This is a genomic window from Dactylosporangium sp. CS-047395 (genome assembly GCF_050942185.1).
GTDB lineage: Bacteria > Actinomycetota > Actinomycetes > Mycobacteriales > Micromonosporaceae > Dactylosporangium.
In genome coordinates, this window is the sequence record NZ_CP192015.1 from 8,822,995 (window position 1) to 8,837,920 (window position 14,926).

Sequence of the window (14,926 nt, forward strand, 5' to 3'; positions counted from 1 at the left end):
CCGGGAGCTTCCGTCTACCCCCGGACGAAGGGAGCCCGAACGGGTGAATCAAGACGACGAGGCGCACTTCCGCGAATTCGTCACCGCGCGATTCGACGGGCTGCGCTCGCTCGCCTACCTGACGTGCGGGGACTGGCACGCCGCCGAGGACGCCGTCGCGGCGTCGCTGGCGAAGCTCTATGTGCGCTGGAACAAGGTGGACACCCCGCTGGCGTACGTGCGCCGGGCGATCGTGCACGCGCTGGTCGACGAGTCGCGGCGGCCCTGGCGGCGCCGGGAGCGCTCGGCCGGCTACGCGCTGCCGGAGATGCCCGGGCCCGACCACGCCGATCAGGTCGACGAGCGGCTCCGGATCCGCGCCGCGCTCGCCCGTATGGCACCCGGCCAGCGCGCGGTGCTGGTGCTGCGGTACTACGAGGGGCTGAGCGTTGAGGAGACCGCCGAGGTGCTCGGCCGCCAGCCGGGGACCGTCAAGAGTCAGACCGCCCGGGGGCTCACCGCTCTCCGCGCCCTCCTCGGCACGGAGGAGCTCCGTGTCCGCGATGACGTTGCGGAGGGCGCTGCAACGGGTGGTGTCGGGATCGGTATCGGCCGCGACCAGGATGGAAGGGAAGGGCATGGAACGGGATCTGCACACGCTGCTGACGTCGGTCCGGGACGGCGCGCCGCCACCGCGGCTCAGCGTTGACGACATCACCGCCGCGGGCCGGCACCTGGTGCGCCGCCGGCGGCGCCTGGCCCTGGCCTCCTCGGCCGGCGGCGGCGCGGTCACGGCGATCGCCGTGGTGGCCGCGGCCCTGATGCTCGGCGGTTCGCCCCGCCCGCTGACCCCGGCGGTCGACCCGAGCTCGCTGCCCAGCGCGGCGTCGGCGATGCCGACCGCGTTCGCCGAGGCGGCCGCGTTCAACACGACGTACCGCGGCTATCAGAGCGAGGGCTACCAGGTCAGCGACCCCGAGCTGGTGACGGTCGCCTACCAGCAGTCGGCGATCCTGCCGGGGAACGGCCCCCGGGCGGCCCAGCCGAGCGCGGAGGACTCCACCGGACCCGACCCGACCCCGTCGGCGACGCCCGCGCGCAAGCCCGGCGTGCCCACCGGGGGTTCCCTCGTCGTGTACCGCCCGGACGCCTTCGAACCCGCCGTCTTCGAGAAGGGCGGCGAGAAGATCTCGATGCCCTCCGGCGACGGCCTGCTCGCCTACTCCGGGGCGAACGGCCCAGCGGAGCCGGACAAGGCGCTGTACGGCCGCGACGCGATGATCCCGACGCTCGCCTGGCAGTACTCGGACGGCGCCTGGGCCGCGATCTACTGGTCCGCGTGGGAGTCCGTGCCCGATCGCGACCATCTGATCGCGATCGCCGAGGGACTCGCCCCGTCGGCACCGCAGCCGTTCCCGGTCGCGTTCCGGGCCGCGGTGATGCCGAAGGGCTACCAGCTGCTGTCGGCGAGCTACGGCAGTGACCTGCTGCCGATGGGGATGGCGGTGTCGTCGGCGGTCCGGCTCACGGCCAAGCCGCCGGAGCTGCCGATCTACGAGCCGTTCCCGTTCGAGGACCTGCCGACGCTGACCCTGGCGACCGGGCGCTCGGATGCGGGCCGGAAGATGGCCGGCAACCTGACCTGCGACGGGCAGATCCGGTGCGTGCGCATCCAGGACTCCGGCGACATGTACGTCTCCGCCGAGCTCAACAACGCCAAGCTCACCACGTCGCTGACCCAGATCACGCTGAGCATGCGGCCGCAGAGCCTCAACGACACCAGCGCATGGCCGCCGGTGGTCAAGGTGTTCCCGTAACGGACGACGACAGCACCCCGGCCAAATTCACGCGTGCGTGATCGGCCGGGGTGCTGTTACCGTTGACGCATGCGTTTCTGAGCCCATTGACGCCGCGCGTGCCACCGCCCACCGCTGAGCCGGTGTGGACCGGTCGGCCCCCGTTGTGGGTTCGCTCTTCTCCCGCTTCGTGCCCTCGCGCGGCCGCAGTCTGTCACCCAGCCCGCCGTCCGCGAAGGAGACGCTCATGCCTGCCGTGAACCACGAACCGGAAGACACCACCGACCCCGAGAACGAGGCCGAGCCCCTCAACCCGCTCGAGGCGGTCCGCCGCGCCCAGGCCAACCGGACGTATCCGGGCAGCAACGGCGCGGGCGGCCGCGGCGGCGTGGGCAAGGGCGGCAACCCGAAGGCGCCCAGGATGTACAACCGCCACAAGTGAGCGGCATCAGAACCTGTTGTTGATCTGCACGGCCTGGCCATGGTCACCGATGACGGCCGGGCCGTGCGTGGTCATCGACTCGATGCGGCCGCTGTTGCCGGGCGCCGGTGAGATCGGGGCCGGCGTCGAGAACTGGAAGTCGGCCAGGATTCGCGCGAGGTCGGCCGGCGCCGAGCCGGGCACCGAGATCCAGGCGGCCTGGTCGAACTCCTTGTCCGGCACCTCGATCCGCACCCGGGTGAACGCGTCCGGCGCCATGTCCTCGTAGCGCTGGGCCACGACGTCGTCGAAGACCTGCTCGGACAGGATCAGCGCGGCCCCGGCGGCCGGGAACGCGGCGAGCGCGAGCTTCACCGGCCTGGCGCCGACCAGCCGGCTGACGGTGACGGCCGCCGCGCCCGGAAAACCTTTCGCGCCGTCCACATGCACAAGTCCCACGTGTACGGCCACCCGCACCCGAATCCGCCGCTCCCCCGGCAACCCGGCGTTGCGCTCGCGCAGCAGCCGGTCGAGGACGGGCACGAGATGCGCGACGACCCGCGGCTCGGAGGCGGGCGCGGGCAGCACCGCCAGCTCCCCGTCCCCGGCCACCTGGATGAGCCAGGCCCTCCGGTCGAGCCCGAGCCGGTCGGCGCCCTGCTGGAGGACGAGCCGGAAGTCCTCCTGCATGCGGTACTGCTGCAGATTCTCCCGCCGCGAATACTTCTCGACGTCGACCGCGACGAGGATGCGACGCTGCGGTTCCGGTGATGCGGTCATGCCCTTACAAGTAGTGCAGGCGGAACCGGAAACCAGTCGACAAACGGTCACATTTCACAGCGTGCCGACGAGATACCGCTGCGCGGTCGCCCCGATACGTTCGACGACACGCTCGGTCGACATGGCCGCCACGGGCGGAATCCGCAGAATGTGCCGGCACATCGCCAGCCCGAGCATCTGCGTGGCCAGCAACCCGGCCCGCTCGGCCGCCTCCCGCTCGTCCCCTCCGGACATTCCCCGCACAATGGGCAGAATCTGCTCGAGAAAGACGGTCCGCACCCGCTCGGCCACGGTGTCATCGGTAGCCGCCGAGCGCAGCAGCGTCAGCAGCACGTCCCCGGTCGGATCGTCCTCCCACCGCCGAACCCAGTGCCGCACGAGCGTGGCCCCGATCTCGTCCCGCGAGACGCCGGCCAGATCAGGCATCCGCAGATCAATATCGACGGCGGCCGCGAAGAGCCGCTCCTTGCTCCCGTAGTACCGCATCACCATCGACGGATCGATCGCCGCATCGGCGGCAATGGCCCGAATCGTCGCCCGCTGATACCCGTCCTCGGCAAACCGCACCTGAGCGGCCCGCAAAATCGCGGCCCGGGTGGCATCGGAACGGCGCACAGCGGTCATGCGCCAACTCTAGTCAACAAGCGTTGGCGAACGAAATGTCGGACACTCCGTGATCCGACATTCTCGCGACCAGTTTGGACGCCGCTCAGGCCACGGGTCGTCAGACTGCGCAGGAATGCCAGTCAGCCGGCGCCGAGCCGTCGGAGGTGACGTCCAGGCCGAGGACTTCGCGTTGCCCATCGGCCTTCACCGCGGCGGCGATGAGGGTGTGGACGCCGACGATCCGGCCGCGTTCGCACACGTTGACGACCAGAGCGTCCAACGCGAGAAAAGGTGTAGGGGCGTTGCTGCAGCAGCTAGTCCGGGAAGTACGAGCCGTGGCGCAGCTTCGGGATCGCCAACTCCACGCTGCCGGCCCGGGTATCCCAGCCGCGGCTGGGATAGCCGTCGCGCTGATTCGTGCGTTCGTCGCTGCGCTGGCCGTAGGGCACACCGCACACCGCGTCAGCCTCGGCCGCGGACGTGACCCTTCAGCGCGCCCGCGGGTGGGCCGTGGCGTAGACCTCGCGCAGGCGGTCGACGGTGACCAGGGTGTACACCTGCGTGGTCGTCACGGAGGCGTGCCCCAGCAACTCCTGCACGACCCTGATGTCCGCGCCCCCGTCGAGCAGGTGCGTGGCGAACGAATGCCGCAAAGTGTGCGGCGACACCCCCGTCGGCCCGTCGATCGGCAGCCCGGCCCGATCCGCCGCCTTGCGCAGGATCGTCCACGCGCTCTGCCGCGACAGCGCCCCGCCCCGGGCGTTCAAAAAGACGTTGGCCGCGCCGGTACCGTGCGCAGCCAACGCCGGCCGCGCCCGCACCAGGTACGCGTCCAGCGAGGCGCGCGCGTAGCTGCCCATCGGCACCAGGCGGGTCTTGCCGCCCTTGCCGTGCAGGGTCGCCATGCCCGGGCGGGCGTCGAGGTCCAGGTCGTCCACGGCGATCCCGACCGCCTCCGAGATGCGGGCGCCGGTGCCGTACAGGAATTCCAGCAGCGCCGCGTCGCGCAGGTCGAGCGGGCCGCCCTGGGCCGCGCCGGGCACCGCCAGCAGCCGGGAGACCTGGTCCACGTCGAGCGCCTTGGGCAGCCGCTTGGGCAGGGCCGGCGGCTTCACCTCGCGCGACGGGTCGGTCGGGGTGAGGCCCTCCAGCAGGGCGAAGCGGTGCAGGCCCCGCACGGCCGAGGCGGCGCGGGCGGCCGAGGACGCCGACAGCGGTGCCGCGTCCCCGGCCGGTGCGCGCAGGTCGGCGACGTGGGCGGCGATGTCCCGCGTGGTCACGTCGGCGAGGTCGGCGATGCCCGCCGCGACCAGCCAGTCCAGATACCGGTCCAGGTCGCGGCGGTACGACGCCAGGGTGTTGGCGGCCAGCGCCCGCTCCACCGTGAGGTGGTCGAGGTACGAGTCGACGGCGCGGCGCAGGTCCACCATGGTGTTTCTAGGCCAGCACGTCGTCCAGGGCAAGGTGGTCCAGGCCGTGCGCCTCGGCGACCGGCCCGTAGGTGACGTGCCCGTCGTGCGTGTTGAGGCCGAGGGCGAGCGCCTTGTCGCGCCGCAGCGCGTCGCGCCAGCCGCGGTTGGCCAGCTCCAGCGCGTACGGGACGGTGACGTTCGTGAGCGCGTAGGTGCTGGTGTGCGGCACCGCACCGGGCATGTTGGCCACGCAGTAGAAGATCGAGTCGTGCACCCGGTAGGTCGGCTCGTCGTGCGTGGTCGGCCGGGAGTCCTCGAAGCAGCCGCCCTGGTCGATCGAGATGTCGACCAGCACGCTGCCCGGCTTCATGCGCTTGACCAGGTCGTTGCTGATGAGCTTGGGGGCCTTCGCGCCGGGGACGAGCACCGCGCCGATGACCAGGTCGGCGTCGAGAACGGCCTTTTCGATCTCGTACCCGTTCGACGCGATCGTCTGCAGATGTCCCTGGTAGATGGCGTCGGCCGCGCGCAGACGGGCGATGTTCTTGTCCAGCAGCAGCACCTCGCCCTGCATGCCGATCGCGATCGCGGCCGCGCTCAGCCCGGAGACGCCGGCGCCGATGACGACGACTTTGGCCGCGTACACGCCGGACACCCCGCCGAGCAGGATGCCGCGGCCGCCGCCGGCCCGCATCAGGTGGTACGCGCCGACCTGCGGAGCCAGCCGCCCGGCGACCTCGGACATCGGGGCGAGCAGCGGCAGCGAGCGGTCCGGCAGCTCGACGGTCTCGTACGCGATGCCGGTGACCTTCCGGTCGACCAGGGCCTGCGTGCAGTCGCGGGACGCGGCCAGGTGCAGGTAGGTGAAGAGGACCTGCCCGGCGCGCATCCGGTGGTACTCCTCGGCGATCGGCTCCTTGACCTTGAGGATCAGCTCGCCCTCGCCCCAGACGTCGTCGGCGGTCGGCAGGATGGTGGCGCCGGCCTCGCGGTACTCCTGGTCGTTGATCGACGAACCGGCACCGGCGCCGGCCTCGACGTAGACCTCGTGCCCGTTCGCGACGAACTCGTGGACGCCGGCGGGTGTGATCGCCACGCGGTACTCGTGGTTTTTGACCTCGCGCGGAATTGCGACCTTCACGTTGGACCCCTCTCCACTCAGCGCCCCATTACGCTGTGTGTACAAGCCGGAGTTTATGGCCCAGTAAAGGTGCCCGCTGGCAGCACAGTGTGAACTCCTGAGCAGCGAGATTGACAGGTTGTCCAGGACATGGGTGATCTATGCTCTGCGGCCATGACCGTCTACGGCGGCCCCCGCCCCTCGCTACCTGCGCCGAAGCCCGACAAGCTGCTCATCGGCGCGGCCGCGTTCGCCGTGCTCGCGGTCGTCGCGGGCATCATCTTCGGGGTCCAGGCGTTCATGTCCAGCGATACCGAGTCGACCAGCGCGCCGCACTCCCCGATCGGCTCCGCTGCCGCGTCGTCGGCCCCGGCCGCTCCCCCGGCGACTTCGGCCGCGCCGCCGCCGAGCCCCACCCCGAGCCCGACGCCGCCGGCCAAGAAGGCCGCGCTGCTGGTCGCGAAGCCGTCGCTGATTCGCCCGGCCCACTCCGGACTGTGCCTGCAGGCCAACGGCGGCAACGGCGGCACCGTGAGCCAGCAGGGCTGCGACGGCAACAACGCCACCGAGCTGTTCGTGCCGCAGGCGATCGGCGACGCGGGCGACACGTTCCAATTCGTCAACGCCGCCGACAACCGCTGCCTGAGCGTGCGCGACAACTCGAATGACAACGGCGCCCAGGTCTGGCTGTGGGACTGCCACGCCGACACCGGCCAGCTCTTCAAGCTCGTCGCCGACAACGGCGGCTACCGCATGCTCAACCCCAACAGCAACCGCTGCACGAGCATCCAGGCCGGCAACCCCGCACCGGGCGCCATCCTGATCGTCTACGACTGCAACGGCGCCGCCGACGAGCGCTGGGGCTTCCAGCCGATCGGCTAGAGCTGCCGGCCGGGCGCCGACACCTGGCACCGCGCGGGACAACCGGGAGCTGCGGGTGAACGTGGGCTTCAGGTCGGAGCCCATCCGGTACGACCACCGTGACCTGGACGCCCAGCGCCGGCTGGTGCGGGAGCGCTGCGCCGGGCCTGGCCGCGTACGAGGCACGGATGCGGCCGTTCGTGGCCGCGAACCAGGCCCTGGCCACCGAGAACCCGGGCGGCCCGGCGTCCGAGGAGTCGATCGACCGGGCCAAGCGCGCCATCACGCTCTGAGCAGCGCGATCGCCACGGTCAGCAGGGAGCCGGCCGAGGCGGCGGTGCGGACCAGGTTCCAGCCGACCCACGGGCCCTCGAAGGCGGTGCGCACCGCGGCGGGGTCGGCGATGGCGGCGACCGGTCCGGCGGCGTCGAGGGTGTTGTTCATCGGCACGTTGAGCGCGGCGGTGACGATGAAGACGATGCCGTACAGCACGAGCGCCGCCAGCAGCCACGGCAGCGGAGCGCGGTGCCCGGCCGACAGGTGCAGCAGCACCGCGACGATGGCCAGCAGCAGCGCCCCCACGTAGACGGTCAGGAACCAGCCGTTGAGGATCGCGGAGTTGATCTTCTGCATGACGTCGATGAAGGTGCGGTCGTCGAGCTTGTGCACGGCGAGCATGACCGAGGTCGAGTAGGCGAAGAAGACGCCGGCGGAGAGGCCGACGAGCAGTGCGGTGGCGGCGAGGACGACGGTTCTCATGTATTGCAGTGAATCGGTTGTACCCGTGGACGCGCCATGGCCGAAGCGCGCGAACGCATACGCCGCCGTCTACGGTGAGTGGGTGGACGCGCTCACGGCACTGCTCGACGGGCCCCGGGCGCGCGGCGCCTTCCTGCTGCGCTCGGTGCTCACCCCGCCGTGGTCGCTGCGCATCCGCGACGAGGCCGCCCTCGCCGTCGCGGCGGTGGTGCGCGGCGCGGCGCACTACGTCGGCGACGACGGCGAGACGGTCGCCGCGGGGCCCGGGGACGTGCTGGTGATCCGCGGGCCGGAGCCGTACACGGTGGCCGAGCCGCCCGGGACCGCACCGCAGATCGTGATCCATCCGGGGCAGCGCTGCACCACCCCGGACGGCCAGGACCTCGCCGAGCTGATGCACCTCGGGGTACGCACGTGGGGTACCGACGCTGAAGGTCCGACGCTTTTCCTCACCGGCGCCTATCAGCTGGCCGGCGAGGTGAGCCGGCGGCTGCTCACCGCGCTGCCGCGGGTCCTCGTCGTGCGGCGGGCGGAGTGGGACACGCCGCTGGTCGCGCTGCTGGCCGACGAGATCGCCAAGGACCGGCCCGGGCAGGAGGCGGTGCTCGACCGGCTGCTGGACCTGATGCTCATCACCGCGCTGCGGACGTTCCTGGCCCGGCCCGCGTCGGGGGCCCCGGGCTGGTACCGCGCCCAGTCCGACCCGGTCGTCGGGCCCGCCCTGCAGCTGCTGCACCACAACCCGGCGCTGCCGTGGACCGTCGCCGGGCTGGCCGCGAAGGTCGGGGTGTCCCGGGCGCTGCTGGCCCGGCGCTTCGGCGACCTGGTGGGCGAGCCGCCGATGGCCTACCTGGCCGGCTGGCGGCTCGCGCTCGCGGCCGACCTGCTGCTGGAGCCGGACGCCACCCTGGCCGCGGTCGCCCGCAAGGTGGGCTACGGCAGCGCGTTCGCGCTCAGCGCCGCGTTCAAGCGTGTCCGCGGGGTGTCGCCGCAGGCTCATCGGGAACAATGCACGACATGACCTTGCCCGACACCTGCCCCTGCGGCCTCGGCGAGCCGTACGACGAGTGCTGCGGGAAGTACCACCGCGGTGCCGAGCCGCCGAGCGCCGAGCTGCTGATGCGGGCGCGGTACTCGGCCTACGTCGTCGGCGACCGCAAGTTCCTGCTGCGCACGTGGCACGACAAGACCAAGCCGCGGGCGCTGACCCTGGAGGCCGACCAGAACTGGCAGGGGCTCACGATCCTGGCCAGCGAGGGCGGCGGCCTGTTCGACCACGAGGGGACCGTGGAGTTCCAGGCCCGGTTCGTCACCGACGGCCGCTCCGGCAAGATGCACGACCGCAGCCGCTTCCTCAAGGTCGGCGGGGCCTGGCGCTACGTGGACGAGGTCTGACGGCCCTTCCACTCGCGGTCGAGCATGGCGTAGATGTACTGGTCGCCGTACTCCCCCTTGAAGATCTCGTCCTCGACGAAGTGCGCCTCGCGCCGCATCCCCAGCCGGGTGAGCAGCCCCCACGAGGCCGCGTTGCGGGTGTCGCAGGCGGCGTAGATGCGGTGCAGGCCGAGCTCCTCGAAGCCCAGCCGGAGCATCGCCTCGGCCGCCTCGCGCGCGTACCCGCGGCCCTGGAACGCCGGGCTCATGGTGAACCCGAGCTCGCCCTGCCGGTGCAGGACGCTGGCCCAGCGCAGCACCACCTGCCCGACCACCCGCGGCTCGCCCTCGGGCTCGGCCTGCATGGCGAGGACCAGCCACTGGCCCTCCCCGGTCAGCTCGGCCTGGCCCATCCGCCGCTCCAGCGCGGCCTGGGTCTCCTCGGGCGTGTGGACCTCGGAGTAGAGGTACCGCACGACCTCCGGGTCGCCGGTCATGAGGTGCAGGTCGGCGTAGTCGGTTGCGGCGAAGGGGCGCAGCGTCAGCCGCTCGGTCCGGATCGGGTACTCGGGTCGCAGCACGCCCGGGATGCTAGTCCTCGAGCTCGCTGCTGAGCGTCACAATTGTTCCGGCCTCGCCGGTCCGCACGGTCACGCCGTCGACCAGGTGCCGGGCCAGCCAGAGGCCGCGCCCGCTGATCGCGCTGCTGGGCGGCAGGACGCCGTCGACGCTGAGCCGCTCGGCCGGGATGCCGGCGCCCTTGTCGACGACCTCGCAGTTCAGCACGCCCTCGGCCACCCACAGCCGCAGCGTGCCACCGCCGCCCGCGTGCCGGACCGCGTTGGTGACGATCTCGTTCACGGCGAGCACGAAGTCTTCCAGCCGCTGGCCCTCGAGTCCCGCACCGGCGGCTTCCCGGCTCACCGCGTGGCGGATCGGGGTGATGAGTGCGACGTCGAAGTCCTCGACCAGCAGCGCCGTCGTCTGAACGGCTTCAGCCACGGTGTCACCTTTCCGCTGCGTCTCGCCTCGCTGAGCGTACATCGAGGTTTCCCCGAGCCGTCGCCAAGTCACCCTGGGGTGCAAACTGCATTCCGCGCCCCGCATCCTTGACCCCATGGATGACGACCTGCCGGTGACCGCGGACATCGCCCTGCCGCGAGCCGAACTGAGCTGGCGGTTCAGCCGCTCCGGCGGCCCCGGCGGGCAATCGGTCAACACCTCCGACTCGCGCGTCGAACTGCGGTTCGACCTGCTCGCGACGACCGCGCTGCCCGAGCCGCTCAAGGACCGGGCCCTGGAGCGGCTCGCGGGCCGGCTCGTCGACGGCGTCCTGTCGATCACCGCCTCGGAGCACCGGTCGCAGTTGCAGAACCGGCGGGCCGCCGAGCTGCGGCTGGCCGCGGTGATCGCGGCCGCCATCGCGCCGCCGCCCCGGCCGCGGAAAAGGACGAAACCGTCAAAGGGTGCGGTGGAACGGCGCCTGGAGTCGAAGCGGCACACAGCTCGCCGGAAGCAGGAACGCCGCCGCCCGGATGAGTGACAATTCGGATATGTCGCGTTTCGTCCTCATCCTGGCCACCGCCCTCGTCCTGGCGGCCTGCGACGGCGGCGAGGACGCACCGCCGGCCGCGCTGACCAGCGAGACCCCGGGCCACCCGCCCGAGACCGGCGCCTACCCCGGCTCCGCGACGCCGCCGATCCCCCAGGTCACCGGCACGACCGTCGAGCTGACCGGGTGGGAGGTCACCGTCTACTACACGGCGGTCCAGGCCCTGCACACCGACAAGAGCACCGAGGTCACCGGCTGCCCCACGATCGACTGCGGCAAGAACCGCAACCAGCAGAAGCTCGGCAGCTTCCCGGCCTCGTTCGTCAAGGCGGTCAAGGACGAGGGCACCGGCAGGACCACCGACGGCCGGTACCTGAACTGGTCCTACGACACCGGCTACTGGATGGACACGGCCCCCCGCGACACCGACGGCCGCCCGCTGCGCCCCTGGGTCTCGGCCGCCGCCGACGCCGACGCGCTCGGGGCCGGCAGCCGGTTCACCATCCAGCGCTGCGGCACGGCCGAGGTGACGGCCGAGGTGTGCGCGAAGCTCAAGGCACCGACGTGGACCGTCGTCGACGAGTTCACCCCCGGGCTCGGCGGGAACAAGCACGTCGACGTGTACATCGGGGAGGAGACGGGCGCCGACTTCACGGATTCGGATCTGTACACGACGCTGGAGAACGCCACCCTGGCCGCGATCAGGGCCCGGTAGCCAGCACAATGACACCCATGAAGGTCATCGTCTTCGGGGCCACCGGCATGGTCGGCCAGGGCGTGCTGCGCGAGTGCCTGCTCGCATCCGACGTGACCGAGGTGCTGGTGGTGACCCGCACCCCGACCGGCGTGTCCGACCCGAAGGTGCGCGAGGTCGTCCACGGCGACTTCGGCGACTTCTCGGCGGTCGACTTCGGCGGGTACGACGCCTGCTTCTTCTGCCTCGGCGTGAGCTCGGTCGGCATGAGCGAGGCCGACTACACCCGGATCACCTACGACTTCACCCTGGCCGCGGCCCGGCGGATGGCCGAGCAGCGCCCCGGGATGGTCTTCGTCTACGTCTCCGGGGCCGGCACCAACCGCTCCGGCCGGCAGATGTGGCAGCGGGTCAAGGGCCGCACCGAGGACGACGTGATCGCGCTGGACCTGGCCGGATACGCGTTCCGGCCGGGCTTCATCCGCCCGCTGCACGGGGTGCGGACGAGGGTTCGCTGGTACCGCATCGCCTACACCGCCCTCAGCCCGCTCGCCGCGCTCCTGGTGCGGTTCGCGCCCGGCTTCGCCACGACCACCGAGCAACTGGGCCGGGCCATGCTCCTCGTGGCGCGCACCCGCCCCGAGCGCCGGACCTGGGAAAGTCGCGATATCGCCACCGTACGGTGACACTCGGTCGTGTGACGCGTGTGACGCTCGGAGCGTCTTCTGCACCGCCGTTTACCTGGTGTTAGGCTGGACTCCCGTGGATCGCTGACTCGGCAGCGAGACGAACCCCACGGGAGCAGGCTTTGTCCTCTGAAGTACGGACCGGTGCGCGCCGGCAGGCCAAGCACATCTTCGTCACCGGGGGCGTCGCGTCCTCACTCGGCAAGGGCCTGACCGGCTCCAGCCTCGGCAGTCTGCTCAGCGCTCGCGGGCTGCGGGTCGTCATGCAGAAGCTCGACCCCTACCTCAACGTCGACCCCGGCACGATGAACCCCTTCCAGCACGGCGAGGTGTTCGTCACCGAAGACGGCGCCGAGACGGACCTGGACATCGGGCACTACGAGCGCTTCCTCGACCAGGACCTCTCACGCAACGCGAACGTGACGACGGGCCAGATCTACTCGGCCGTCATCGCCAAGGAGCGGCGCGGGGAGTACCTCGGCGACACCGTGCAGGTCATCCCGCACGTGACCAACGAGATCAAGGCGCGGATCCGGGCCATGTCGGCCCCGGACGCCGACGGCGTGGCCCCGGACGTGGTCATCACGGAGGTCGGCGGCACGGTCGGCGACATCGAGTCGCTGCCGTTCCTCGAGGCCATCCGCCAGGTCCGCCACGACATCGGCCGCGACAACTGCTTCTTCCTGCACGTCTCCCTGGTGCCCTACCTGGCCCCGAGCGGCGAGCTGAAGACCAAGCCGACCCAGCACTCGGTCGCGGCCCTGCGCAGCATCGGCATCCAGCCCGACGCGCTGGTCTGCCGCTCCGACCGCGAGATCCCGGAAAAAACCAAGAACAAGCTCGGCCTGTACTGCGACGTCGACGCCGAAGCCGTGGTCTCCGCGCCGGACGCACCGTCCATCTACGACATCCCCCGGGTCCTGCACGAGGAGGGCCTGGACGCCTACGTCGTGCGCCGCCTCGGCCTCTCCTTCCGCGACGTGGCCTGGAAGAAGTGGGACGACCTGCTGGAGCGCGTGCACCACCCGCGCCAGACGGTCACCGTGGCGATCGTCGGCAAGTACGTCGACCTGCCCGACGCGTACCTCTCGGTGACCGAGGCCGTCCGCGCGGCGGGGTTCGCCCACCGCGCACGGGTCGAGATCCGCTGGGTGCCGAGCGACGCCTGCACGACGCCGGCGGGTGCCGCCCAGGCCCTGGCCGGCGTGGACGGCGTCATCATCCCCGGCGGCTTCGGCGTCCGCGGCATCGAAGGCAAGATCGGAGCCGCCCAGTACACCCGCGAGCGCGGCATCCCCACCCTCGGCCTGTGCCTGGGCCTGCAGTGCATGACGATCGAGGTGCTGCGGCACGTGGCCGGCATCAAGGGCGCCAACTCGCTGGAGTTCGACCCGGAGGCCACGGAGCCGGTCATCTCCACGATGGCCGACCAGCACGACATCGTGGCCGGCAAGGGCGACCTGGGCGGCACGATGCGCCTGGGCGCGTACCCGGCGGTCCTGACCCCGGGCACGCTCACGGCCGACGCCTACGGCGAGACCGAGGTCTCGGAGCGCCACCGCCACCGCTACGAGGTCAACAACGCCTACCGCGAGGCGATGACCGGCGCCGGCCTGCAGATCTCCGGCACCTCCCCGGACGGCCGCCTGGTCGAGTTCGTCGAGCTGGACCGCGAGCAGCACCCGTTCTTCGTGGCGACCCAGGCCCACCCGGAGCTCAAGAGCCGCCCGACCCGCGCCCATCCCCTGTTCGCCGCCTTCGTGGGCGCCGCCGTGGCCTACAACGCCGCCGACCGCCTGCCCGTGGAGCTGGAAACGGTGGACGCATGAGCACCTACGAGGTCCGCTCCCACACCGAGCGCATGCGCAACCGCGTCTTCTCCATCGTCACCGACGCGGTGGAGATGCCGGGCGGCGAGGTCGCGGACCGCGACTACATGGTCCACGTCGGCGCGGTCGGCGTGGTCGCCCTGGACGGCGAGGGCAGGGTGGCGCTGGTCCGCCAGTACCGCCCCGCCGTCCGCCAGGTCCTCTGGGAGCTCCCGGCCGGCCTGATCGACGTCCCCGGCGAGTCCCTGGTCGACGCGGCCGCCCGCGAACTGGCCGAGGAGGCCGACCTGGTGGCCGCCCGCTGGGACCTCCTGGCCGAGGTCCACACCACCCCCGGCTGCTCGAACGAGAAGATCCGCCTCTTCCTGGCCCGCGAGGTGGGCCCGGTGACGTCGGACACGCCGTACGAGCGCACGCACGAGGAAGCCGACCTCGAGCTGCACTGGGTCGCCCTGGACGAGGCCGTCCGCATGGCCCTTTCCGGCGAGATCACCAACGCCGCCTGCGTCATCGGCGTCCTCGCCGCCGCCCAGGCCAAGGCCCAGGACTGGAAGACCCTCCGCCCGGCGACCTCCGCCGAGTGACGCCAACCACCCCACCCGACGACGGCCGCGCGGCTCCCCAGCCGCCGGCCGACCGAGGCCACCCCACCCCGCAGGAGCTGGCCGAGGCCTGCGCCACCACCATGTACGCGAACGACACCGCCTCGCGGTCGCTGGGCATCACCATCCACAACGTGGTCCCGGGTGGCGCCGAGGCGCGGATGACGGTGACCGCCGCCATGCTCAACGGTCACGCCATCGGCCACGGCGGGTACGTCTTCCTGCTGGCCGACACCGCCTTCGCCTTCGCCTGCAACACCTACGGCCGCGTCACCGTCGCCGCGGGTGCCGATGTCTCGTTCCTCGAAGCGGCCCGCGCCGGCGACGAGCTCACGGCCACCGCGGTGGAACGTTCCCGCCGCGGCCGCTCGGGCCTCTACGACGTCACCGTCCGCCGTGCCGACGGCGTCGTGCTGGCCGAGTTCCGGGGCCGTTCCCGGACCCTGGAGGCCCGG

Annotated in this window: 19 protein-coding genes and 2 pseudogenes; 13 read left to right on the plus strand and 8 right to left on the minus strand. The window is 71.7% G+C overall.

The genetic code is table 11. The annotated features are described in order from the left end of the window. Positions 1 to 43: 43 nt before the first annotated feature. The 3 genes from ACQP00_RS41185 (at position 44) to ACQP00_RS41195 (ending at position 2,217) form a co-directional block, all read left to right on the plus strand. Positions 44 to 688 (plus strand): SigE family RNA polymerase sigma factor, encoded by a 645-nt coding sequence (locus tag ACQP00_RS41185; RefSeq protein ID WP_433207344.1) that lies wholly within the window; start codon positions 44 to 46, stop codon positions 686 to 688. Then, a complete protein-coding gene (locus ACQP00_RS41190) occupies positions 618 to 1,796 on the plus strand; it encodes a hypothetical protein (protein WP_433207347.1) in 1,179 nt (392 codons plus the stop codon). Before ACQP00_RS41185 ends, ACQP00_RS41190 begins: the two co-directional genes overlap by 71 nt. A 226-nt stretch (positions 1,797 to 2,022) precedes the next feature. Continuing rightward, positions 2,023 to 2,217 (plus strand): hypothetical protein, encoded by a 195-nt coding sequence (locus ACQP00_RS41195; RefSeq protein WP_433207350.1) that lies wholly within the window; start codon positions 2,023 to 2,025, stop codon positions 2,215 to 2,217. Between the two features lie 6 nt (positions 2,218 to 2,223). Here ACQP00_RS41195 and ACQP00_RS41200 read toward each other — a convergent pair whose 3' ends face one another. From ACQP00_RS41200 to ald, 5 genes and pseudogenes are all read right to left on the minus strand, one after another. Then, complete coding sequence (locus ACQP00_RS41200) at positions 2,224 to 2,976, minus strand: hypothetical protein (protein ID WP_433207353.1); 753 nt, start codon at positions 2,974 to 2,976, stop codon at positions 2,224 to 2,226. 54 nt (positions 2,977 to 3,030) lie between these two features. Then, on the minus strand, positions 3,031 to 3,600 hold the full coding sequence (locus ACQP00_RS41205) for a TetR family transcriptional regulator (RefSeq protein WP_433207356.1): 570 nt from the start codon (positions 3,598 to 3,600) through the stop codon (positions 3,031 to 3,033). Between the two features lie 77 nt (positions 3,601 to 3,677). Further along, positions 3,678 to 4,055: pseudogene (locus ACQP00_RS41210) on the minus strand (transposase); the annotation flags it as partial. A 15-nt stretch (positions 4,056 to 4,070) separates the two neighbouring features. Continuing rightward, positions 4,071 to 5,012 (minus strand): site-specific tyrosine recombinase XerD, encoded by a 942-nt coding sequence (locus ACQP00_RS41215; protein ID WP_433207359.1) that lies wholly within the window; start codon positions 5,010 to 5,012, stop codon positions 4,071 to 4,073. A gap of 7 nt (positions 5,013 to 5,019) precedes the next feature. Further along, positions 5,020 to 6,135, minus strand: a complete 1,116-nt coding sequence (gene ald, locus ACQP00_RS41220; RefSeq protein WP_433207362.1) for an alanine dehydrogenase — start codon at positions 6,133 to 6,135, stop codon at positions 5,020 to 5,022. A gap of 153 nt (positions 6,136 to 6,288) precedes the next feature. On the opposite strand from ald, the gene ACQP00_RS41225 reads away from it, so the two are divergent. After that, on the plus strand, positions 6,289 to 6,996 hold the full coding sequence (locus ACQP00_RS41225; protein ID WP_433207365.1) for an RICIN domain-containing protein: 708 nt from the start codon (positions 6,289 to 6,291) through the stop codon (positions 6,994 to 6,996). Between the two features lie 98 nt (positions 6,997 to 7,094). Then, a complete protein-coding gene (locus ACQP00_RS41230; protein ID WP_433207368.1) occupies positions 7,095 to 7,268 on the plus strand; it encodes a hypothetical protein in 174 nt (57 codons plus the stop codon). Here ACQP00_RS41230 and ACQP00_RS41235 read toward each other — a convergent pair. After that, on the minus strand, positions 7,258 to 7,734 hold the full coding sequence (locus tag ACQP00_RS41235) for a DUF1772 domain-containing protein (RefSeq protein ID WP_433207371.1): 477 nt from the start codon (positions 7,732 to 7,734) through the stop codon (positions 7,258 to 7,260). The two genes, ACQP00_RS41230 and ACQP00_RS41235, sit on opposite strands and share 11 nt — an antisense overlap. Before the next feature lie 82 nt (positions 7,735 to 7,816). Here ACQP00_RS41235 and ACQP00_RS41240 point away from each other — a divergent pair, with 82 nt between their 5' ends. Further along, complete coding sequence (locus ACQP00_RS41240; protein ID WP_433207374.1) at positions 7,817 to 8,755, plus strand: AraC family transcriptional regulator; 939 nt, start codon at positions 7,817 to 7,819, stop codon at positions 8,753 to 8,755. Further along, a complete protein-coding gene (locus tag ACQP00_RS41245) occupies positions 8,752 to 9,129 on the plus strand; it encodes a YchJ family protein (RefSeq protein WP_433207377.1) in 378 nt (125 codons plus the stop codon). The genes ACQP00_RS41240 and ACQP00_RS41245 overlap by 4 nt, the downstream gene beginning before the upstream one ends. Here the strand turns inward: ACQP00_RS41245 and ACQP00_RS41250 are convergent. Together ACQP00_RS41250 and ACQP00_RS41255 are read right to left on the minus strand one after the other, a co-directional pair. Further along, positions 9,111 to 9,689 carry a GNAT family N-acetyltransferase gene (locus ACQP00_RS41250; protein WP_433207380.1) on the minus strand — a complete coding sequence of 193 codons (579 nt, stop codon included), beginning with the start codon at positions 9,687 to 9,689 and terminating at the stop codon, positions 9,111 to 9,113. The two genes, ACQP00_RS41245 and ACQP00_RS41250, sit on opposite strands and share 19 nt — an antisense overlap. 10 nt (positions 9,690 to 9,699) lie before the next feature. Next, the gene (locus ACQP00_RS41255; RefSeq protein WP_433207383.1) at positions 9,700 to 10,110 is read right to left on the minus strand and encodes an ATP-binding protein; all 411 of its coding nucleotides are present in this window, start codon (positions 10,108 to 10,110) and stop codon (positions 9,700 to 9,702) included. 115 nt (positions 10,111 to 10,225) lie between these two features. On the opposite strand from ACQP00_RS41255, the gene arfB reads away from it, so the two are divergent. The 6 genes and pseudogenes from arfB to paaI form a co-directional block, all read left to right on the plus strand. Then, positions 10,226 to 10,651, plus strand: coding sequence for an alternative ribosome rescue aminoacyl-tRNA hydrolase ArfB (gene arfB, locus ACQP00_RS41260; protein WP_433207386.1), 426 nt, complete (start codon positions 10,226 to 10,228; stop codon positions 10,649 to 10,651). 10 nt (positions 10,652 to 10,661) lie between these two features. Next, a complete protein-coding gene (locus ACQP00_RS41265) occupies positions 10,662 to 11,375 on the plus strand; it encodes a hypothetical protein (protein WP_433207389.1) in 714 nt (237 codons plus the stop codon). Between the two features lie 17 nt (positions 11,376 to 11,392). After that, a complete protein-coding gene (locus ACQP00_RS41270; RefSeq protein ID WP_433207392.1) occupies positions 11,393 to 12,040 on the plus strand; it encodes an epimerase in 648 nt (215 codons plus the stop codon). A gap of 122 nt (positions 12,041 to 12,162) precedes the next feature. Further along, entirely contained in the window at positions 12,163 to 13,869 is a 1,707-nt protein-coding gene (locus ACQP00_RS41275; protein WP_433048063.1) for a CTP synthase, read from the plus strand. Beyond that, entirely contained in the window at positions 13,866 to 14,453 is a 588-nt protein-coding gene (locus tag ACQP00_RS41280; RefSeq protein WP_433207395.1) for an NUDIX domain-containing protein, read from the plus strand. Before ACQP00_RS41275 ends, ACQP00_RS41280 begins: the two co-directional genes overlap by 4 nt. Positions 14,454 to 14,554: 101 nt before the next feature. Further along, positions 14,555 to 14,917, plus strand: a pseudogene (paaI, locus tag ACQP00_RS41285) (hydroxyphenylacetyl-CoA thioesterase PaaI); the annotation flags it as partial. Positions 14,918 to 14,926 lie beyond the last annotated feature (9 nt).